General features: G+C 71.7%; 19 protein-coding genes and 1 pseudogene. 11 read left to right on the top strand and 9 right to left on the bottom strand.

All coding sequences use genetic code 11. The features are described from left to right. Positions 1 to 86 precede the first annotated feature (86 nt). The 7 genes and pseudogenes from WJ438_RS29515 to WJ438_RS29545 all read left to right on the top strand — a co-directional run bounded on the left by WJ438_RS29515 (position 87) and on the right by WJ438_RS29545 (position 7,541). The gene (locus WJ438_RS29515; protein WP_406727916.1) at positions 87 to 2,204 is read left to right on the top strand and encodes an ATP-binding protein; all 2,118 of its coding nucleotides are present in this window, start codon (positions 87 to 89) and stop codon (positions 2,202 to 2,204) included. A gap of 203 nt (positions 2,205 to 2,407) precedes the next feature. Continuing rightward, on the top strand, positions 2,408 to 2,872 hold the full coding sequence (locus WJ438_RS29520) for a hypothetical protein (protein WP_406727917.1): 465 nt from the start codon (positions 2,408 to 2,410) through the stop codon (positions 2,870 to 2,872). Positions 2,873 to 2,888: 16 nt separating this feature from the next. Continuing rightward, entirely contained in the window at positions 2,889 to 3,056 is a 168-nt protein-coding gene (locus WJ438_RS29525; RefSeq protein ID WP_406727918.1) for a hypothetical protein, read from the top strand. Between the two features lie 87 nt (positions 3,057 to 3,143). Next, the gene (locus tag WJ438_RS29530; RefSeq protein ID WP_406727919.1) at positions 3,144 to 4,004 is read left to right on the top strand and encodes a bifunctional DNA primase/polymerase; all 861 of its coding nucleotides are present in this window, start codon (positions 3,144 to 3,146) and stop codon (positions 4,002 to 4,004) included. Between the two features lie 2 nt (positions 4,005 to 4,006). Next, entirely contained in the window at positions 4,007 to 5,485 is a 1,479-nt protein-coding gene (locus WJ438_RS29535; protein ID WP_406727920.1) for an ATP-binding protein, read from the top strand. Positions 5,486 to 5,960: 475 nt separating this feature from the next. Next, positions 5,961 to 6,200, top strand: a complete 240-nt coding sequence (locus WJ438_RS29540; protein ID WP_406727921.1) for a helix-turn-helix domain-containing protein — start codon at positions 5,961 to 5,963, stop codon at positions 6,198 to 6,200. Positions 6,201 to 6,276: 76 nt separating this feature from the next. After that, positions 6,277 to 7,541: pseudogene (locus tag WJ438_RS29545) on the top strand (tyrosine-type recombinase/integrase). 115 nt (positions 7,542 to 7,656) lie between these two features. Here the strand turns inward: WJ438_RS29545 and glnA are convergent. Then, on the bottom strand, positions 7,657 to 9,066 hold the full coding sequence (gene glnA / locus WJ438_RS29550) for a type I glutamate--ammonia ligase (RefSeq protein ID WP_406727922.1): 1,410 nt from the start codon (positions 9,064 to 9,066) through the stop codon (positions 7,657 to 7,659). 247 nt (positions 9,067 to 9,313) lie between these two features. Here glnA and WJ438_RS29555 point away from each other — a divergent pair, with 247 nt between their 5' ends. Beyond that, the gene (locus tag WJ438_RS29555) at positions 9,314 to 9,784 is read left to right on the top strand and encodes an RDD family protein (protein WP_406727923.1); all 471 of its coding nucleotides are present in this window, start codon (positions 9,314 to 9,316) and stop codon (positions 9,782 to 9,784) included. 116 nt (positions 9,785 to 9,900) lie between these two features. Here WJ438_RS29555 and WJ438_RS29560 read toward each other — a convergent pair whose 3' ends face one another. The 4 genes from WJ438_RS29560 to lipB all read right to left on the bottom strand — a co-directional run bounded on the left by WJ438_RS29560 (position 9,901) and on the right by lipB (position 13,111). After that, complete coding sequence (locus WJ438_RS29560; RefSeq protein WP_406727924.1) at positions 9,901 to 10,605, bottom strand: DUF4191 domain-containing protein; 705 nt, start codon at positions 10,603 to 10,605, stop codon at positions 9,901 to 9,903. Between the two features lie 87 nt (positions 10,606 to 10,692). After that, positions 10,693 to 10,896, bottom strand: coding sequence for a hypothetical protein (locus WJ438_RS29565; RefSeq protein ID WP_406727925.1), 204 nt, complete (start codon positions 10,894 to 10,896; stop codon positions 10,693 to 10,695). Positions 10,897 to 11,221: 325 nt separating this feature from the next. Continuing rightward, a complete protein-coding gene (gene lipA / locus WJ438_RS29570) occupies positions 11,222 to 12,187 on the bottom strand; it encodes a lipoyl synthase (RefSeq protein WP_406727926.1) in 966 nt (321 codons plus the stop codon). 66 nt (positions 12,188 to 12,253) lie between these two features. After that, positions 12,254 to 13,111 carry a lipoyl(octanoyl) transferase LipB gene (gene lipB / locus WJ438_RS29575; protein ID WP_406727927.1) on the bottom strand — a complete coding sequence of 286 codons (858 nt, stop codon included), beginning with the start codon at positions 13,109 to 13,111 and terminating at the stop codon, positions 12,254 to 12,256. Positions 13,112 to 13,414: 303 nt separating this feature from the next. Here lipB and WJ438_RS29580 point away from each other — a divergent pair, with 303 nt between their 5' ends. Further along, positions 13,415 to 14,863, top strand: a complete 1,449-nt coding sequence (locus tag WJ438_RS29580; RefSeq protein WP_406727928.1) for a regulator — start codon at positions 13,415 to 13,417, stop codon at positions 14,861 to 14,863. Between the two features lie 147 nt (positions 14,864 to 15,010). Here WJ438_RS29580 and WJ438_RS29585 read toward each other — a convergent pair whose 3' ends face one another. Continuing rightward, positions 15,011 to 16,405: an NAD(P)/FAD-dependent oxidoreductase gene (locus WJ438_RS29585; RefSeq protein ID WP_406727929.1), complete on the bottom strand. Its 1,395-nt coding sequence runs from the start codon at positions 16,403 to 16,405 to the stop codon at positions 15,011 to 15,013. 289 nt (positions 16,406 to 16,694) lie between these two features. Continuing rightward, positions 16,695 to 17,621, bottom strand: a complete 927-nt coding sequence (locus WJ438_RS29590; RefSeq protein WP_406727930.1) for a TIGR01777 family oxidoreductase — start codon at positions 17,619 to 17,621, stop codon at positions 16,695 to 16,697. 70 nt (positions 17,622 to 17,691) lie between these two features. Between WJ438_RS29590 and WJ438_RS29595 the strand changes: the two genes are divergently transcribed. Then, positions 17,692 to 18,204, top strand: a complete 513-nt coding sequence (locus tag WJ438_RS29595) for an N-acetyltransferase family protein (protein ID WP_406729847.1) — start codon at positions 17,692 to 17,694, stop codon at positions 18,202 to 18,204. A 22-nt stretch (positions 18,205 to 18,226) separates the two neighbouring features. Here the strand turns inward: WJ438_RS29595 and WJ438_RS29600 are convergent, their stop codons facing one another. After that, entirely contained in the window at positions 18,227 to 19,411 is a 1,185-nt protein-coding gene (locus WJ438_RS29600; RefSeq protein WP_406727931.1) for a MarP family serine protease, read from the bottom strand. A 189-nt stretch (positions 19,412 to 19,600) separates the two neighbouring features. Between WJ438_RS29600 and WJ438_RS29605 the strand changes: the two genes are divergently transcribed. Next, positions 19,601 to 20,566 carry a peptidoglycan recognition protein gene (locus tag WJ438_RS29605; RefSeq protein ID WP_406727932.1) on the top strand — a complete coding sequence of 322 codons (966 nt, stop codon included), beginning with the start codon at positions 19,601 to 19,603 and terminating at the stop codon, positions 20,564 to 20,566. Here the strand turns inward: WJ438_RS29605 and WJ438_RS29610 are convergent. Beyond that, complete coding sequence (locus tag WJ438_RS29610; protein WP_406729848.1) at positions 20,533 to 21,051, bottom strand: DUF4240 domain-containing protein; 519 nt, start codon at positions 21,049 to 21,051, stop codon at positions 20,533 to 20,535. The two genes, WJ438_RS29605 and WJ438_RS29610, sit on opposite strands and share 34 nt — an antisense overlap. Between the last annotated feature and the right edge of the window lie 28 nt (positions 21,052 to 21,079).

Here is a 21,079-nt window from a genome sequence, read left to right on the forward strand (position 1 = left end):
GCTGACCCCTGAGCGCCGGCCCCTGCCCGGCCGGCGCCCCTTCTCGTCTTCCCGCCCCGTTCGGGGCAGTCAGGAGCCTTCCCGTCATGGGTGACACCGTCGTTCACCTGCACAAGCACACCGACCCGCCCGCCGACACCGCCACCGTGACCCGGCTGACCGTGGTCCCCGACCCGCCGGCGCCCGCGCCCGTGCCGCTGTGGGTGCGCTCCGGCCGCGCCGTCAAGCGCATCGCCACCGACGAGCGGACCACGACCACCGCGCGGGCGGTGGCCCGGCACACCCTCTACGTGGCCGGTGGGGCGCGGATCGTGGCCCGCCGCACCTGGGACGGCCGCACCGCCGCCCGCTACGAGCGCTACATGCGCACGGCGGAAGCCGCGGGGAACATGGAAGCGGCGGCGGAGTGGGAGGAGCGCGGGCAGCGGTACCGCGACGCGCGCCACCGCCGCCGCATGGACCTGCTCCACTCCCCCGTCGACGCCGCCAAGGGCGTGTTGGTCGGCACCGGCATGGGCATCGGGGGCCTGGTCGCCCTCGGAGTGGTGCTGGCCATCGCCAACAAGGATCTCGGCGACGTCGTCACCCCGCTGATGGCGGTCATCGAGTTCATCCGGCTGCTCATCACCATCGTCACCGTGGTGTGGGGCCCGCTGGTCACCATCGGCCCGTTCCTGGCCCTGCTCGCCCTGTGGGCCGTCGGCCGCCACCAGCAGGCCGCCCCCCAGTGGGCCCTCCCGGCGAACGTCCGGTCGGGTGAGGGGGAGCCGGTCACCCCGTCCATCGTGGTCAAGGCCCTGCGCGACCTCGGAGTCCCGGCCCTGGCCCGGGCCATCAAGGAGATGGGCGACGCCGGCGCCTCCATGCTCGGACCGATCACCATCGCCGGATGCGGGGTGGAGGTCGACGTGACCCTGCCCTCGGGGGTGTCGACGATCGAGGTGCAGAACAAGCGCCGCAAGTTGGCGGAGAACCTGACCCGGCACGAGCACGAGGTGTTCATCACCATCCCCCAGGCGGCCCGCACGGTGCGGCTGTGGGTGGCCGACTCGGGGGCGCTGGACGAGCCGATCGGCCCGTCCCCGCTGGCCGTGGACGAGTCGCTGACCGCCGACTACGCCAAGGGCCGCGCCCCGTGGGGGCAGGACCTGCGCGGGGATGCCGCCGCGCTGAGCCTGTACCAGCGCCACCTGCTGATCACGGGCCTGTCCAACCAGGGCAAGACGGCCGCGCTGCGCGCGCTGGCCCTGTGGCTCGCCCTCGATCGCACCGTCGAATTCCGGGTGGCCGACCTGAAGGGCGCCGGCGACTGGGCCATGTACGACGGCCTGGCCACCGTCCTGATCCAGGGCCCGACCGATGACCACGTGATCGAGGCCACCGAGATGCTCGAAGGCGGCGTGACGGAGATGGAACGCCGCCTGACCGCGCCGCCCGGCACGACGTTTCCGCCGCTGATCCTGCTGGTCGACGAGGCGCAGGTGGCGTTCATGTGCCCGCTGCTCGACGCCGACAAGCGCCCCTACGGCGGCTCCAAGGCCACCAGCCGCTACTTCATGGCCGCCCGCAAGATTCACAACCAGGGCCGGGCGGTCAACGTGCTGCTGTGGCAGGGCACCCAGGACCCCACCGACCAGAACCTGCCCAAGCTGGTCCGCGAGGGCGCCCACACCCGCGCCTCCCTCGCCCTGGGCACCGAGTCGCAGGCCCGCATGGCACTGGGGGACAAGGCCGTCGACGGCGGCGCCGCGCCGAACCTGCTGCGCCCGGGGCTGGACAAGGGCACGGTCGTGGTCGCCTCCGACGGCATCGCCATCCCGGCCGGACAGGCGTCGATCACGGTGCGCACGCACTACATCGACACCGACACCGCGACCGAGATCGCCAAGCGAGCCAAGGCCCTGCGCGACGGGGTCACCACCCTGCACGTGATCGAGCGCGGGAAGGAGCATGACCCGCTCGCCGACATCGCCGCCGTCCTCGGCACCGCCTCCCGCGTGCTGACCGCCGATGTCCTCAAGCGGCTGTCCGCGCTCAACGAGGACGCCTACGGGCGGTGGACGCCCGGCGACCTCAAGCGCGTGCTGGAGGACGCCGGCGCCGAGCCATACAAGTCCGACGGCCGCATGGTCGTCGGCCGCGACCGCGTCGCCCGCGCCCTCGCCAACCGCGACACCGACGGTTCCGCTTCCGCCGACGGATGACAGGGAGCCGACCCCCACACGGTCAGGGAGGCAGGGAGAACTCCCTGACCGCCTCCCTGACCCGCCTCCCTGACCCTGACCAGCATCGATGATCTGTCAGGGAGGCAGGGAGGCACGCAGGTCAGACCCTCGAACACCCCTCCCCAGCGCCCCCGGCAGGGGGTGTCTCCGCCTCCCTGACCCATGTCCGGAAGGGATTCCGCATGTACCCCGAACCCACCCACCCCGTGCCCGTTCAGCGGGACGTGACCACCTACCAGCCCACCCCGCTCCCGCCCACCGTCGTCCACCCGGCGCCGGTCGTGCCGGTGCAGCCGGGCACCGCCCCGGCGGTGGCGAGCATCGTCCTGCCCGACGGACGCGTCGTCACCGGCTACGCCATCGACGCCGTCCGCCCGGAGCCGGTGACCGCGAAGCCGGCCGTCTCCCGCACGGCCGTGAACGTCGCCCTCGGAGGCGTCGGCTTCCTCGCCGTCTGCGGCGGGCTGCTGCTGCTCACCTCGTTCCTCGCCGCCCTGACCGCGTTCATCAGCCAGCTCATCATCCTGGCCGCGGTCATCTTCGGCGGCTGGATCGCCGTCCAGGTCCTCAGCCCGAGCGACCACCGGGGCGGCACCACGGTGAACATCCGCAAGGCCACGTTCAAGCGCAACCACTTCCACGGCTGACCAGGAGGAACCCCGCGTGTTCGACGACGACCAGTACTGCGACGACTGCGCCGCCTACGGATGCCCCGGTCACAAAATGTGCGACGAGTGCTCGGGCGACATCTGCAACGAGTGCGGCGGCTGCGACTGCCCCGACTCGCCCTGCCCCGGCTACACCGCCCACTACACCGGCACCGACCTCTAGCTACGCCAAGGGCGACCGCCCCTCTCGCCAAAGATGCGCGGTCGCCCTTGCCAACCAGCACCCATCAAGGAACTGGAGACCTCCAGCATGACGCAACCCACGCCCCCTCCGCTGCACCCCCAGCACACCGCGCTGAGCCTCGCTGAGTCCGGCGTGCCCGTGCTGCCGCTGCGCCGGGGCAAGGTCCCGTTCGGCAACTGCCCCTCATGCGCGGACAACGCGTGCGGCGGCCGGCCGAACATGAAGAGCGCGGGCCCGTGCCGGTGCCCCGGCGTCTGCCACGCCTGGGCCGCCGCCACCACCGACCCGGCCGTCATCGCCTCACCCTCGTGGACGACGGCGTGGCGGCGGGCCGTCTCCGTCGCCTACCACCCCGGTGGCGCCGGGCTGACCGTGGTGGACCTGGACGACGCGGACGCCATTGCGTGGGCCCGTACCGCCCTGCCCGCCACGCGGACCGTGGAGACGACGCGCGGCGAGCACTGGATCTACCGGGGCACCATGGGCTCGTCCAACGCCGTCCGCCCCGGCGTCGACATCAAGTCGACCATGGCCTACGCCCGGTGGCTCGGGCCCGGCACCGGCACCATGACCGCCCTGCCGGACGCCGTCCGCGCGCTGGCCGTGAAGGAACCCCCCATGGTCCAGCCGATGCCGCAGGCCGTCGCCGTGCCCACACGGTCCGGGAACGGGGAGTGCCCGCACCGCACGCCCGCCTACCTGGACCGGGGCATCGCCATGGCCGAGCAGCGCATCACCGAGGCGTCCAGCGCGGTGCACGCGACCGTGTATCGGACGTTCCTCGCCGTGCTGTCCACGCACGGCCGGTGCGGCTGCCTCACCGACGCCCACACCGCGCGGCTGTTCACCGCCGCGCAGGCCAAGGGCGAAACCCCGCGGCACTGCACGGACGCGTGGACCAACGCCCGCACCCGGTTGGGACTGTGACCATGGCCGACGACGACAAGACCCCCGCCCGCGAAATCATCACCGACTACGCGCAATCCCACTTCCGGTACTTCCGCACCGCCGACGGGACCGTGTACGCGCAGCGCAACGGCCACCCCGTGGCCCGCCCGATCCGCTCCCAGGGCACCACCGGCAGCCACCGCCAGGAACTCATGGTCGGACTGTTCAAGGACGGCATCGGCGTGTTCAACGGCACCGCCATGAAAGAGGCATTGGACTTGATCGAAGCACTCGCGCTGACCGAGGACGTGCAGCCCGTGCACATCCGCGTGGCCCCCGGATTCGACGGGGCGACGTGGCTGGACCTGGGGCGCAGCGACGGGCAGTCCGTGCGCATCCACCCCACCGGCTGGGACATCCGCACCCCGGACCCGCAGGAAGTCTGCTGGCGTCGCACCCAGCTCACGGGGGAAATGCCCCTGCCGGTCAAGGACACCGACGGCAAGGGCATCGATCTGCTGATGCGGTTGTGCAACTTCGCCACCGCGGAGACCGAGTGCCTGGCCATCGCCTGGCTCATCGGCTGCCTGGGTCCGGCCGTGCCCGTCCCGGCCCCGTTCCTCACCGGCCCGCAGGGCGCGGGCAAGTCCACCGGTGGGCGAATGCTCGTGCGGATCATCGAGGGCATGACCGGGGACCTGCGCCGGGCACCGAAGGACGAGGAGAACCTGATCACGGCGGTGGCGGCCGGTTGGGTCACCGCCCTGGACAACCTCTCGCACATGACGCCGGAGCTGTCGGATGCGATGTGCTGCATCGTGACCGGGGCAGAGAACGTCAAGCGTGCCCTGTTCACCGACGGGGACGTCTTCCGCATCGGCTACCGCCGCCCCCTGCTGCTGACCGGCATCGACGTCGGCGTGATCCGGCCCGACCTCGCAGAGCGACTGTTGCCCCTGCGGCTGGAACGCCCCCGGGTTCGGCGCACCGAGGCGGAACTGTGGTCCGACTTCGCCCAGGTGCTGCCCGTCATCCTCGGCTCTCTCCTGGACCTCACGGTGCAGGTGCGGGCAGCGGAGGCGGACATCCCGACGGATCTGCGCATGGCCGACTTCGCGCACCTGTGCGCGCAGCTGGACGCGGCCACCGGTCTGGGAGCTCTCGCTGCCTACCGGGCCAGCCTGGACGACCTCAACGACGACGTCATTGAGGGCGACCTGTTGGCACAGACGGTGCTCAAGCACGCCGCCGGCATCGACCCGGGCACCGAGCAGCGGATGACGTCGGCCGAATGGCTGCACAGCCTCACGGGCCTCTACACGAGCGAGGACTTCCGTCCCCTGCCCAAGGGGTGGCCGACCACCGGCAAGGTGCTCTCCGACCGGCTCAAGCGCCTTCAGCCCACCCTCGCGGCCCGGGGCGTCCTCATCGACTGGGGGCGTACCAAGACGTCCCGCTATATCGAGATCGCGCGGCCGTCCGCCGCACCGCCCTCGCCGGAGCAGGAAGCGGCCTTCTGACCGCGCGGCACCACGCCCGCTCATACAAGCAAGAGGAGCACCCGGCAGCGCGTGCTCCTCTTGCTGTTCGGCGGCGGCGCCGCCCTGCCAGGGTCGCGCCGCGCAGCGGCTCCCTCTTCGCGCTCTGAGCCGCGCACCACAACAGACACCACCCCCCTCTTTGTCCGAAGTAGGAAGCGTTGCGTCACCTGCGTCACCCGCACCCCGAAAACGGCCGGTGACCTGCCGGAAGACGGGTGACGCAGACGGTCGATTCCTGCGTCATCCTGCGTCACCTGCGTCACCCGATGACGGAGGTCTGTGTCACCGGTGACGTACCCCCACCGTGCTGCGTCACCGCGAAAGCGCAGGTCAGGTCGGCGAATGACGCAGATGACGCAGGTGACGCAGAAATCCGCACCTCGGACAGACGCAGGCTGCTGGGCCACTGAATCCAACTCCATTCGCAGGCTCCGCCCTCTCTGGAGGTCCCAAAGTGCCGACCGTTGTCCCGACCGATCCCCGCGCGACCCTCCGCGGCGGTCTCCCGGGCCGGTACCTCACCCCCGACGACATCGCCGACATGTTCGGCGTACCGCTCGAAACCGTCTACCAGTGGCGCAGGAAACGCACCGGACCGCCCGGCTTCCGGATCGGTAAGCACCTTCGCTACGACCCGGCCGACGTGCGCGCCTACGTCAGCCAGCGCAAGAGCGCCTGCCAGAGCGCCGCATAGCCAACCATCCCCAGGACAGCAGGGAGAGCCACCGCGGGTGGCTCTCCCTGCTGTATGTCGAGAGGACCGCCGCCGTATGGCTGGCCACATCCAAGACCGCTGGTACAAGACCGAGACGGCACCCAACAGAAAGACGATCAGAGTAAAGACCGACCGATACGGGACGGGCTTGCGCTACCGGGCCCGCTACGTTGCCCCGGACGGAAGCGAACGCAGCAAGTCGTTCCCGGACAAACAGAAACGTCTCGCGGAGGCGTGGCTGACGCAGATCGCGGCTGACATGACCCGGGGCCAGTACATCGACCCGTCGGCCGGCAAGGAGACGTTCAGGGAGTTCGCCACTCAATGGCTGGCATCCCAGACCACGGACCCTTCCACGATCGTGAACATGGAGCTGAGGTTCCGGCTCCACGCCTTCCCCTACATCGGTTCTCGCTCCCTGAGCGCCTTCCAACCCGCCCATATCCGCACGTGGGCACGGGCCCTCGCAGACTCCGGCATGGCAGCGTCGTATCAGCGGACGGTCTTCGCGAACGTCTCCGCTGTGTTCGGCGCCGCCGTGGATGACGGCATTCTGACCCGGAATCCCTGCCGCGCAGGCTCCGTACGCGCGCCCAAGCTGGACCGGCGGAAGATCAAGCCCTGGGCGCGTGACCGGGTGGTCGCCGTCCGGGGTGGACTTCCGAGCCAGTACGCGACGGCCGTCGACGTCGGTGCCGGGTGCGGTCTGCGACAGGGCGAGATCTTCGGGCTGGCCGTTGACGAGGTCGACTTTGTTGAAGGAGTCGTGCACGTCGTGCGGCAGGTCAAGTTGGTGGGGCCGCAGATGGTGTTCGCCCCGCCCAAGGGCGGCAAGCTGCGAGACGTGCCCCTGCCTAATGTGGTGTCGGAAGCGCTCGCCGCGCACATCACGCGCCGGCCCCCATCGACGTCACTCTGCCGTGGAAGACCCCCGACGGCCCGCCCGTTACCGCGAAATTGCTGTTCTACTCGCGGGAGCGTAAGGCACTGAACAGGAACTACTTCAACATGTACCTCTGGAAGCCTGCCCTGATCGCCGCCGGCGTCATTCCGGAACGGGCGCCGGGGGAGCGGTTCAAACCGTCGCGTGAGCACGGCATGCACGCCTTGCGGCACTACTACGCATCGGTGCTGCTCGACTCCGGGGAGAACATCAAGGCCCTGGCCGAGTACCTGGGTCACTCCGACCCGGGATTCACCCTCCGGACGTACACGCACCTGATGCCGAACAGCCGGGATCGGGCTCGCCGAGCCATTGACGCCGCATTCGGCGTACCCGACGCGGACGACGGCCCTGGGGAGGGCGACGTGCCGTCATAAGCGGCGGCGGGCCAGAAACAGGCCGTCGGCCGTGCCCTTCCACGCAGGAAGAGACACGGCCGACGGCCCACAGACGGCCCAGGGGAGCGGTTACCCGCTCTGACCTGGGGCGATATCACACGTCGAAGTAGAGCTCGAACTCGTGCGGGTGCGGGCGGAGGGCCAGGGGGGCGATCTCGTTCTGGCGCTTGAAGTCGATCCAGGTCTCGATCAGGTCGGACGTGAAGACGTCGCCCTGGAGGAGGTACTCGTGGTCGGCCTCGAGGTGGTCGAGGACGGCGGAGAGGGAGGTCGGGACCTGCGCCACGTTGGCGTGCTCCTCGGGAGCCAGCTCGTAGAGGTCCTTGTCGATCGGCTCGGCCGGCTCGATCTTGTTCTTGATGCCGTCCAGGCCCGCGAGCAGCAGGGCCGAGAACGTCAGGTACGGGTTGCCGGAGGCGTCCGGGGCGCGGAACTCGACGCGCTTGGCCTTCGGGTTCGAGCCCGTGATCGGGATACGCATCGCGGCGGAACGGTTGCGCTGCGAGTACACCAGGTTCACCGGGGCCTCGAAGCCCGGCACCAGGCGGTGGTACGAGTTCACCGTCGGGTTGGTGAAGGCCAGCAGCGACGGGGCGTGCCTGAGGATGCCGCCGATGTAGTAGCGGGCCATGTCCGACAGGCCGGCATAGCCCTGCTCGTCGTAGAACAGCGGTTCGCCGCCCGCCCACAGCGACTGGTGGACGTGCATGCCCGAGCCGTTGTCACCGAAGATCGGCTTCGGCATGAAGGTCGCGGTCTTGCCGTTGCGCCAGGCGACGTTCTTCACGATGTACTTGAAGAGCTGCAGGTCGTCGGCGGCGGCGAGCAGGGTGTTGAACTTGTAGTTGATCTCGGCCTGGCCGGCGGTGCCCACCTCGTGGTGCTGGCGTTCGACCTTCAGGCCGGACCGGGCCAGCTCCAACGAGATCTCGGCGCGCAGGTCGGCGAAGTGGTCGACCGGCGGGACCGGGAAGTAGCCGCCCTTGTAGCGGACCTTGTAGCCGCGGTTGTCCTCCAGCGCGCCGGTGTTCCAGGCGCCCGCCTCGGAGTCGATGTGGTAGAAGGACTCGTTCTCGGACGTCTTGAAGCGCACGCTGTCGAAGACGTAGAACTCGGCCTCGGGGCCGAAGAACGCGGTGTCCGCGATGCCGGTGGAGGCCAGGTACGCCTCCGCCTTCCTGGCCACGTTGCGCGGGTCGCGGGAGTACTGCTCGCCCGTGATCGGGTCGTGGATGAAGAAGTTGATGTTCAGCGTCCTGTCGCGGCGGAACGCGTCGAGCCTCGCGGTCGAGAGGTCCGCGCGCAGCGACATGTCGGACTCGTGGATGGCCTGGAAACCACGGATCGAGGATCCGTCGAAGGCCAGCTCCTCGTCCGGGTCGAACGCTTCGGCAGGCACTGTGACGTGCTGCATCACACCCGGGAGGTCGCAGAAGCGGACGTCGATGAACTTGACGTCCTCGTCCGCGATGAACTTCTTGGCCTCGTCGGCGTTCTGGAACATCCAGCTCCTCCTACTCCCGACCGTCCCGCCGGGGTGGTAGATCGTTCGTGCGGCCAGTGCGGGGGGCCCACGTGGTACTCGACCCTAGGGACGGGGCATTTCTCGGGCGTGACCCATTTGTTTCGCACAAGTTAACCGGCACATCTCTCACGGTAGTCCGGACACGCGTCGCCGTCGTGCTCCGGACCGCGCCTCGTCCCGCACCCCGCCGTCCCCCGCTCATATTCGGGCGCAGTACCGTGTAGGAGTGGACAACAGGCAGGCAATCGGATCGTGGCTTTCCGGGCCGCGCGAGGCCATGGAAGACGCCGGCGCCGACTTCGGGCACCGTGGTGAGCAGCTCGGGCTGCCGGAGCACGGGCCGGGCTCCCTCGCAGGCCCGGGCCGGAGGCTGGGCGCCCTGGCCGTCGACTGGGGCCTGTGCGTGCTGATCGCGTACGGGCTGATCACCGACGGCTTCGCCGGGCAGGCGACCAGTAACTGGGCGCTGCTGGTGTTCTTCGTGCTGAGTGCCCTCACCGTCGGCACGGTCGGGTTCACCCCCGGCAAGCGCCTGTTCGGCCTGCGCGTCGTCGCCGTCGACAGCGGTCGGGTGCAGCCGCTGCGCGGTCTGGTCCGCTCGGCGCTGCTCTGCCTCGCCGTCCCCGCCCTGATCTGGGACCGCGACGGCCGCGGCCTGCACGACCGGCTGGCCCGCACGGTCGAGGTCCGGATCTGAGCCGGTCCGGTCCCGAGGACGGCGACGGCACCGCGGTGCATGACGAGCCATGACGAGGGGGTGCCCGGAATCATTCCGGGCACCCCCTCGTCATGGCTCGCGTCGTATGCGAGGTCTCAGCGGGCCTTCGGGCCGCCGCCCTTCGGGAGCTTCATCCCCTTGGGCATGGGGCCCTTCGGGAGCGGCATGTTGCTCATCAGGTCGCCCAGCGCGCGCAGCCGGTCGTTGGTCGTGGTGACCTGCGGGCCGGTGAGGACACGGGGCAGCTTGAGCATGGTCGTGCGCAGCTTCTTCAGCTCGACCTGGCCCTCGCCCGTGCCCACGATCATGTCGTGCACCGGGACGTCCGCGACGATGCGGTTCATCCGCTTCTTCTCGGCGGCGAGCAGGCTCTTCACCCGGTTCGGGTTGCCCTCGGCGATCAGCACGATGCCGGCCTTGCCGACCGCGCGGTGCACCACGTCCTGGTTGCGGTTCATCGCGACCGCGGGGGTCGTCGACCAGCCCCGGCCGACGTTGTCCAGCACGGCCGCGGCGGCGCCCGGCTGTCCCTCCATCTGCCCGAATGCCGCCCGCTCGGCCCTGCGCCCGAACACGATCGCCGTCGCGAGGAAGGCGAGCAGGAAGCCCAGGATGCCGAGATAAACGGGGTGGCCGATCAAGAAGCCGATCGCGAGGAAGACACCGAAGGTGACGATTCCGATAGCCGCGAGTACAAGACCGATCTTCTTGTCGACCCTGCGGGTCATCTTGTAAGTCAGAGCGATCTGTTTCAGTCGCCCGGGGTTCGCAGCGTCCGCTGCGGTTTCCTTCCTCGCCATGCCACGAAGTCTACGTGTCCCCGGGAGCGGGGATGACGGCAGTGCCTTCGGAGGTCTCAGAGCCCCCGGAGGCGCCCGCCGGAGGACTCAGAAACCGGTGACGGTCGGGGACTGGTCGAGTACGCGCTCCGCCTCCACCCGGTCCTTGGCGCGACGGCGGTCCTCCAGGACGGAGGTCCAGGCGTTGCGGCGGGCGGTGCGCTGGCCGCTGCTCATCAGCAGTGACTCGACGGCGCGCAGCGCGGTGCCGAAGGACGGGATGGCGGTGGCGCGGACCGGCGCGGTCTGCATCGTGGAGGTCCCCCCTCGAAACGTCTTCGGGTACGGGTGCGGGTACGACTGTGGGTGCGGCCGTGAGCACGAGTGCACACGGCGTGATTCCAGGGTCACTGATTGGTGTTACCAGGGCGTGACCCGCCGGTCAAACGCACATGAAGCCCCGGTTCGGGCCTCACGAACACCGACGCGGCCCCGGCGCACGTCCTCATCTGCGAGGACGGCCGGGACCGCGTCGTCTCGGGCATTACTGGCCAGTAGTTTCTTGTGCGCGAGTTCACACGCATGCCGTACACGGCGCCCTCGGGTCCCGCGCGAGCGCGGACCCGAGAGCGCCGTGTCAGACGGCCTGGGCGGCGATGTACGCACCGCGCTTCTCGACCGCCATCCGGTAGAGGCGGCCGGCCCGGTACGAGGAGCGGACCAGCGGGCCGGACATCACGCCGGAGAAGCCGATCTGCTCGGCCTCCTCCTTCAGCTCCACGAACTCGTGCGGCTTCACCCAGCGGTCGACGGGGTGGTGGCGCACCGACGGGCGCAGGTACTGCGTGATGGTGACGAGCTCGCAGCCGGCGTCGTGCAGCTGCCGGAGCGCCTCGCCGACCTCCTCGCGGGTCTCGCCCATGCCGAGGATCAGGTTCGACTTGGTGACCAGGCCGTAATCCCGGGCGGCGGTGAGGACCTTCAGGGAACGGTCGTAGCGGAAGCCGGGGCGGATCCGCTTGAAGATGCGGGGCACGGTCTCGACGTTGTGCGCGAACACCTCGGGCCGGGAGGAGAAGACCTCCTCCAGCTGCTCCGGGACGGCGTTGAAGTCGGGGGCCAGCAGCTCGACCTTGGTGCGGCCGGACTCGCGCCCGGCGGTCTGCCGGTGGATCTGGCGCACGGTCTCGGCGTACAGCCAGGCGCCGCCGTCCTCCAGGTCGTCGCGGGCGACACCGGTGATGGTGGCGTAGTTCAGGTCCATGGTGACCACGGACTCGCCCACTCGGCGCGGCTCGTCACGGTCGAGCGCCTCGGGCCTGCCGGTGTCGATCTGGCAGAAGTCGCAGCGCCGGGTGCACTGGTCGCCGCCGATGAGGAAGGTCGCCTCGCGGTCCTCCCAGCACTCGTAGATGTTCGGGCAGCCGGCTTCCTGGCAGACCGTGTGCAGGCCCTCGCTCTTGACGAGGTTCTGCATCTTCGTGTACTCGGGCCCCATTTTCGCCCGGGTCTTGATCCACTCGGGCTTGCGCTCGATCGGGGTCTGGCTGTTGCGGACCTCCAGGCGCAGCATCTTGCGTCCGTCCGGTGCGACTGCGGACACGTCGGCTCCCTAGCTTCGATTCTTCGGCGTACCCCAGGGTACGCCCGTGTTTGATGGGTCTGACGGTCAGGCCGACCTCCGAGACCCGGGGGCCATTCCTGCCGCGTCGGGCGGTCGTACCGCCGGGTCAGGCGGGGTGCGGACGATCTCCCGCGGCTTCAGGTCGGCGTGCTCCAGGATGTCGCGCAGATGCCGCTCCACCACGGGGAGCACCTCCTCGATCGTGATGTCGCGGCCCAGTTCGCCCGCGAGGGAGGCGACGCCCGCGTCGCGGATGCCGCACGGGATGATCCGGTCGAACCACTTGTTGTCGGGCTGCACGTTGAGCGCGAAGCCGTGCATCGTGACGCCCTTGGCCACCCGGATCCCGATCGCGGCGATCTTGCGGTCCTCGCGGCGCTGGCCGGCGTTGGAGGGGGCGTACTGGGGGCCGTTCAGGCGGGGGTCGAACTCCTCGTCGTCCAGGCGGGGGTCGAAGTCCAGGGAGAGTCCGCCGAGCGCCGGACGCTGCTCGACCGGGTCGCCGAGCACCCACGCGCCGCTGCGTCCCTCGATCCGGGTGGTCGTCACACCGAACTCCGCGCAGGTGCGGATCAGTGCCTCCTCCAGACGCCGCACGTGCGCCACCACGTCCACCGGGCGGGGCAGCTTCTGGATCGGGTAGCCCACCAGCTGGCCGGGGCCGTGCCAGGTGATCTTGCCGCCGCGGTCCACGTCGATGACCGGGGTGCCGTCGAGGGGGCGCTCACTGTCCTGGGTGCGCCGGCCGGCCGTGTAGACCGGGGGATGCTCCAGCAGGATGACGGTGTCGGGCACCTCGTCGGCGAACCGCGCCGCGTGCACCCGGCGCTGCTCGTCCCAGGCCACCTGGTAGTCGACGGCCTCGGCCCCGAAGCCCATTCGGACGAACCGCAACTCACTCACGGCGAGCGCCTCCCGGAAGGTAGTAAGGCAGGACGTAGTAAGGCACGAAACGTGCCCAAGCCACTGTACGACCGTACGACCGGCTTTCCTTCCGGCGCCCGTTCCGATGCCCGCGCGGGCCCCGTGCCGGTCGCTGCCCGTCAGCCTCAGGGGAAATTCTCACACGATCGGATGAATGCGGGTCGAAATGTGCGACCAGGTGTTTACTCTCCGCTACATTCGCGCCGTCCAGAAGGCCATAAGGGCTGCTCACAGGTAATCCGGGCACCAACGTTCGCCGGAAGGCAGGAGACCGCACCACAGATGACGGAACGACCCGCGCAGCGCACCCCCAACCGCCAGCTCGCCGCGCTCATCGCAGAAGCGGGGTTCTCCCACGCGGGACTCGCCCGTCGCGTGGACCAGCTCGGTCTCGAACACGGGCTCGACCTGAGATACGACAAGACCTCCGTCACCCGCTGGCTGCGCGGGCAGCAGCCCAGGGGGACCACACCCGCACTGATCGCCGAGGTCTTCACCCGGCGCCTCGGCCGCCGGCTCACCGCCCAGGACCTCGGCCTGGACGCCTGCGCCCCCGTCTACGCGGGCCTGGAGTTCGCCGCCGCTCCGGAGGAGGCCGTCGACATCGTCAGTGGGCTGTGGCGCAAGGACTCCGGCAGCCACGCCGAGCTGCGCAAGATCGCCTTCACCTCGGCCGGGCTCGTCGTGCCCAGCCGGGACTGGCTCATCGGCCGCGCCGACGAGAAGGTGGCCCGCGCCGAGCCGCCGGTCCGCGTCCCCGCCCAGATCCGCCCCACCGGGCCGCCCGAGTTCGGCACCCGCCGCCGGGCAGCCGAACGCGGCCCCGGCCAGCGGGTCACCGGCGGCGACATCGCCGCGCTGCGCTCGGTCGGCGAGCTGTTCCGCACCCTCGACGACGCCTACGGCGGCGGCCACGCCCGCCAGGCCCTGGTGCGCTACCTGGAGCACGAGTGCGAGCCGATGCTGCGCGGCACCTACGACGAGCAGACCGGCCGCCGTCTGTTCGCCGCCGTCGCCGACCTGACCCGGCTGGCCGGCTGGACGTCGTACGACATCGGCGCGCACGGGCTCGCCCAGCGCTACTTCGTGCAGGCGCTCCGCCTCGCGCAGGCCGCCGCGGACCGGGCCTACGGTGCGTACGTGCTGGTCACCATGAGCCGACAGGCCGTCTACCTCGGTCACGGGCGGGAGGCCGTGCAGCTCGCGCGGGTGGCCCAGCAGGGGGCGGGCGGCTCCGCCCCACCCGCCGTGCAGGCCCTGCTGCACGCGGCCGAGGCACGCGGGCACGGGGTGCTCGGCGAGGTGCGGGCCTGCACCGCGGCCCTGGTGCGCGCCGAACGTGCCCTGGAGAACGCCCGGCCCGGCGACGAGGTCCCGCACTGGGTGCGGTTCTTCGACGAGGCCCAGCTCGCCGACGAGTTCGGCCACTGCCACCGCGACCTCCGGCAGTTCCGCGCCGCGGCCCAGCACGCGGAGCGCTCGCTGCAACTGCGGGCCCCCGGCCACGCCCGCAGCCGCCTGTTCTGCCGGGTCGTCCTCGCCACCGCCCGCCTCGGCCTCGGCGAACTCGACCAGGCCTGCCTGCTCGCCGCCGAGGCGGCCGGCCAGGCGTCCGAGATGCGCTCGGTACGGGCCGTGGAGTACGTCCGGGACTTCGAACGCAGACTGGAGCCCTACCGCGACGCGGCACCGGTACGCGTCTACCGCGACAAGATCGCGGCGTACTGCTGAGCCACTGCGGTCGCCTGGGCGGCGGATGCGTCGGGCGCGGCGGAGGGCCGCTGGTGTGCCGTCGGCCGGGTGGCGCGTGGTGGGGCCGCCACGTCCCTCCGGGGGTGGTCACCGAAGGGACGTGGGGCGGCTCGAGGTGTCGGCCGGTCAGGCCGCTCGGGCCGTGGGAAGGGGGTCCGCCGGGTGCATCGGGCGGCCCGCGCCGAGGTCCGTGAGGATCGCGGCCGAGGCGCGGCGGCCCGAGTGCAGGGCACCCTGCACGGTGCTGGTGTCCCGGTGGTCGCCGCACACGTACAGGCCCGCCAGCAGCCGCACCGGGCGCCGCAGGTCGTGCGGCGGCCGCATGGACGGGACGGCCTCGGCGGTGTGATACACCCCGAGCGTCTCCCAGCGCGCCGTCGACGTGCCGTACAACCTGGCCAGGTGCATGCGCACACCGGTGTCGACCTGGGCCCCGGGCGGTCCCAGGACCGTGGACGAGATCAGCGCGCGGTCGGCCGGGGCCCGGGACGGGTCGACCCGGCTGACCACCGCCGTGTGCGCCACCGGGCCGCCGCGGTCGGCGTCCAGGAGCAGCGAGGTGCCGGTCGCCGGGGGCTCGTCGGTGGCGTGGTGCACCACCGTCACCGGGTGGAAGTCAGGCACCCGCAGTCCCGGCAGCAGCTCCGCGGCGGCGCGCGCGTCCGTCGCGATCAGCACCGCGCGGCAGTGGAACTCGCCGTGCTCGGCGGTGGTCACCGACGTCGTGGAGACCGAGGTGACCCGGACGCCCGTGTGCACCGTGCCCGGCGGCAGCCCCCGCGCCAGCAGTTCCGGCAGGGCCTCCGCGCCGCCCTCCGGCACACACAGCCGCCCGGCCGCGAAGGCGCGCAGCGCGAGATCCGCGCACCGGCTGGACGTGGTGAGGCCCGGGTCGCACAGCAGGGCGGCGAGCAGCGGACGGAGGAAGTCGTCGACGGTACGGGTCGGCAGGCCCCGGGCGGTGAGTGCCTCTGCGGCGGTCAACTCGGACCGGGCCAGCAGCCGTTCCACCGGCGTGTCGGCCAGCCGGGTGAACGCGGCGCCCAGCCGGGCCTGGTCGACGGCCGTGCCCAGCGGGGCGGCGGCCCGGCTCCGGGGCATGGACACCTGCCGTCCGGGGACGGCCGCCGGCCTCCTGGGCACGGACCCCGCCCGGGGGGCGCTCGCGAGGGCGCGCACCGTGTGGAGTGCGCCCCTTGCGCCCCTCGCGCCGGTCGGCACGCCCGCCCGGTGGTGGCGTCCGTCGCTGTGCAGCAGGACACCGGGCGTGAACGGGCGCAGGGCGAGCCCGTCCCAGCCAGCGGCCGGCCGCAGTTCGGGATACGCCGTGGACAGCAACTGCCCGATTCTGTCGAGCCGGAAGCCGTCGACCTTCTCGGTCGCCATCCGGCCGCCCACCGCGTGGGCGGCCTCAAGGACCATGGTGGTGACTCCAGCGCTGGTCAGGCGTCGCGCCGCGGAGAGTCCGGCAACCCCGGCCCCCACGACGACGACGTCCGCCCGGTACGTGGGCTCAAGCACGTGCCCCTCCTCGAGGTTGCGCGGACGCTGGAGACGTCATGCCCCCAACAGGCCCCAGGAATACCCGAGTTCTGGTCGAGGTTAGGTCCGTGACGGATCGCGCGGAGTCGCGCATCGGCAGGGGCACGGGCGCACGGCGGTCGCACACGCACGCCGGACGGCCACCGCACGGCCTCCAGGGGCGCACCGGCTCCGGCCACCCGCCTCCCGCACCCCCGGCCACCCACCCCCTCGATTCCCGCCCCTCCGAGGGGAAAGAGGTCCGCGTTTCAGGCCTACTGACGTGAGGTCACAGTGCCGCGCGGATCGCGCCGTCGATCTCCGGGAACGCGAAACGGAACCCCGACTCCAGCAGCCGTTTCGGCAGCACCCGGGCACTGCCCAGCACATCCCCGGCCATCTCGCCGAGCACGGTCCGCAACAGCGGCGCGGGCACCGAGAACACCGCCGGCCGGTGCAGCACGCGCGCCATCGCCTCGGTGATCTCACGGTTGGTCACCGGATGCGGCGCGGTCAGGTTGAACGGCCCCGACAGCCCGTCGGTGTCGAGGAGATGACGCAGGGCGGCCACCTCGTCGTGCAGCGCGACGAACGACCAGTACTGGCGCCCGTCGCCCAGCCGCCCGCCCAGTCCGGCCCGGAACAGCGGGAAGAGCCTGCTCCACGCCCCGCCCTCGCGGGCCACCACCAGCCCGGTCCGGGCGAGCGCCGTCCGCACGCCCGCCTCCCGCGCCGGTGCTACTGCGGCCTCCCACTCGACGCACAGCTCCGGCAGGAAGCCCGTGCCCGCCGGCGCGCTCTCGTCGACGGCCCGCTCACCGGTCTCGCCGTAGTAGCCGATCGCGCTGCCGTTGACGAAAACCCGGGGCCGTACGTCCTCCGCGAGCCCGGCGACGGCCTCGGCGAGCGCCGCCGTGCCCCGCACCCGGCCGGTACGGATCCGCTCCTTGTACGCGGGCGTCCAGCGCCGGTCGCCCACCCCGGCACCGGCGAGATTGACCACGGCGTCGCACCCGGCGAGACCGGCCGCGTCCACGGATCCGTGCTCCGGGTCCCACCGGACCTCGTCCGCCGCGCGTGGCTCGGCCCGCACCAGGCGTACCACCGTGTGCCCGTCGGCGGTCAGGGACCGTACGAGCGCGCCGCCGATGAGACCGGAGGCGCCGGCCACCGCGATGCGGGAAGACCGGGAGGGTTCGGAGGATGCGGCACTCATGGCGACCATCCTGCCCGCCGCCCGGACGTCACCGCGGGCGCCCCGCGCGAGCGGTCGTAAAGTGACCCTCATGCCCGAGCCGTTGATACGCGCCGCCCGCCCCACCGACGAGGGGGAACTGGCCCTGCTCGACCGGGAGACCTGGTCCCTCCTGCACGCCGTCACCCCGCCGCCGCAGCCGCCGTACGACTCCTTCTTCAGCGAGCGGTCCGGCCCCCGCGACCACCTCGTCGCCGAGTACGACGGCCGCGTCGTCGGCTATGTGCGCCTCGGCTTCCCCACGGAACTGGCCTCCCACAGGCACGTCCAGCAGATCCGCGGCCTCGCCGTCGCCGACGCGGCCCGCGGCATGGGCGTGGGCCGGGCGCTGGTACGGGCGGCCGTCCAGCAGGCCCGGGAGCGCGGCGCGCGCCGCATCACCCTGCGCGTCCTCGGCCACAACTCCGCCGCCCGCGCGCTCTACGAGTCCGAGGGCTTCGTCGTCGAGGGCGTCCAGCCGGAGGAGTTCTGCCTCGGCGGCAAGTACGTCGACGACGTGCTCATGGGGCAGTCCCTGCTCCGGCCTCCGACCTCCGACCTCTGATGCCGGGTGCTCGAGCGGAGTCCTACGACGTCACCGGGGCGCCCGTGTCCACCGGTGCCGTCGCGTTCGCCGCGCGCTCCGCGTCGTCGGCGACCTCGTCCGCCGTCAGCACATAGCCGGTCTCCGCGTCCGAGGTGGAACGGGCGAACACCACGCCGTACGCCCGGCCGTCGGTGGTCAGCAGGGGGCCGCCGGAGTTGCCGGGGCGCACGGTGGAACGGATCGAGTAGATCTCGCGGATGACCACCCGGTCGCCGTAGATGTTCCGCCCCTTCGCCTGCACCCGGTTGGCGACCGTCGCCGCCCGCAGGTCCAGATCGCCGTCCTGCGGATAGCCCGCGACGACCGCCGAGTCGCCGCGGCCGGCGTCGTCGTCGAACCGAACGACGGGCGCCCGCAGTTCGGGGACGTACAGCACGGCCACGTCCTTCTGCGGGTCGAACAGCACCACCCGGGCCTCGTACGCCCGCCCGGCGCCGCCGACCCGCACGGTCGGCTCGTCGATCCCGGCCACCACATGGGCGTTGGTCATCACGCGCTCCGTCGCGTACACGAAGCCGCTGCCCTCGCGGCCCTGGAGGCCCGCGACGCCCTCGACCTTCACCGTGCTCCGCTGGGCGACCCGGGTGGCGGCCGCGGTGACACTGTCGCCGGAGGGCTCGGCGACCTCGGCGGTCGACTCGTTCTCGAACGGGTTGAAGACCTGCGGGAAGCCCGCCTCGGTCAGCGCCGAGGTGGCCCGCGAGAACCAGGCAGGCGTGGTGTCCGGCATCACCCCGTGGACCGCGCCGAGCAGCCGCGAGTCCCGGATCGCGGAGTTGATCAGTGGGGACGAGGAGGCGCCCAGCACGGACGCGGCCACCCAGGCCACGATCAGCACGGCCACCGAGTTGGCCGCGGCCCCGCCGACCCCGTCCGCCACCCGCAGTGGCCCCCGGTCCAGCTCCCGCCGCAACCGCAGCGCCGGCCGACCCGCCAGTTCATGGCAAACCGCGGCCGGCAGCAGCACCGTGAACACGGCCGTCACCGTCGCCGCGGTCGTCCCCGGGGTCACCAGATCCATCACCCAGGGCAGAACCCACACGCCGACGACCGCACCGCCCACAAAACCGGCCAGCGAGACACAGCCGGCCAGCAGACCGCGCCGGTAGCCGGACGCCGCGTAGGCCAGGACGACCAGCAACAGCAGAATGTCGAGCAGCTCCACGCACGCCGCCTTTCTCTCGGGCCCCCTCATACGTGGGGGAGGGGCCCGGTGGTCAGCCACGCGCGCGGGGGACCACGGAAGCGGTCACGCGCGCGTGCACTCGGAAGAACGCGGCGGACCAGGGAGATGGTTCCACCGGTCGGCACAGCACACGTCGCGGACGCGGTGGATCCGACCGACATTGAAACCATGCGTGTCCTCACGAGACCGCGGGGAGTGCGGCGGCGCTCTGCTTCCCGGACACCCCACCGCCCCGGCAGCACGGGCCCGCCCAGAGGCGTCAAGGTGCTGCTCGGCTGCCTGCCGGGCATCGCCGCGGCCGTCGCGCTGGTGCTGTGCGCGTACGGCGTCGAGCGGGCCGCGGAGTCCTCGGCCGCCGTGGCCCCCGCCACCGCCCGCAATGCGGCCCTGTACACGGCGCCCAAGCCGCCCATCGTGTCCAGAGCGGCCTGGACGGCCGGCGCCGCCCACGACCAGCCGCCCCCGCGCTACGACGACGAGGTCGTCGCCGTCTTCATCCATCACACCGACTCGCCCAACGACTACGAATGCGCCGAGGCCCCGGCCAACATCCGCAGCGTGTACGAGGGCCAGACCTCCGGCCGGGACTGGGACGACATCGGCTACAACTTCGTCGTCGACCGCTGCGGCACCATCTACGAGGGCCGGGCGGGCGGGACCGACCGGCCCGTCACCGGTGCCCACACCCAGGGCTTCAACCACCGCACCGCGGGGATCGCCGCCCTCGGCACCTTCACCGCCGGGGTGCCGGTGCCGCCCGCGATGGAGCGCGCGATCGGCGAACTGGCCGCCTGGAAGCTCGGCCTGTCCGGCACCGATCCGCGCGCCGACGTCCGGCTGGTCTCCAGCAACGGCGCCAGCCGGTACGCGGCCGGCACCACCGCCATGCTGCCCGCCCTCGCGGGCCACAGCGACGGCTACATGACCAGCTGCCCGGGCGCCGCCCTGCAGGCCCGCCTCCCGGCGATCAGGGAACGAGCCGCGGAACTGCAGGGCCGCCGGCCGGACGCCCGGCGGCAGGAGGACAGCCGGATCGTGGGGTCCGCCGGGGAGCGGGACGGGGGACAGAGCGGAGGACAGGACGGGAACCAGGGAGGGAATCAGGTCCGGAACCGCTCCCAGAGCCGGGGGTAGCGCTCGGCGAGCCGGGACTCGTTCTCGAAGTCGACCGGCGTGCCCTCGGGTTCCGCGGGGCCCGGCGGGAGGTCCAGATCGGGCGCCACCGTTCCGGTGAGCTGCTCGTACGCCTCGTCCGCCGCGTAGCCGAGATCCTCGGCGTCGCCGTCGACCTCCTCGTCGAAGTCGTCCAGCAGGTCGGCCAGGGCGTCCGGATCGTGCAGCGCGCCCTCGAAGACCTCACGGCCCTGGCCGATCAGCCAGCACCGGAAGAAGTCGAAGGCGTCGTCGCTCGCCCCGCCCAGCAGCACCCAGGCGGCGCCCCACAGGTCCCAGCGGTAGGCGCGGTGATAGCGGGACTCGAAGTGCCGGGCGAAGTCCAGGACCGACTCCGGGTCCAGCCGCGCGAGCCGTTCCACGAGCAGGTCGGCCTGCTCCTCCGGGTCACCCTCGGCGTCCTCGCGGGTGGTGTCGACCAGCTCCCAGAACTCCGTCTCGTCCATCACGGGTCAAGCATCGGCCCTGGAACCG

The organism is Streptomyces sp. GD-15H (assembly GCF_045291515.1).
GTDB lineage: Bacteria > Actinomycetota > Actinomycetes > Streptomycetales > Streptomycetaceae > Streptomyces.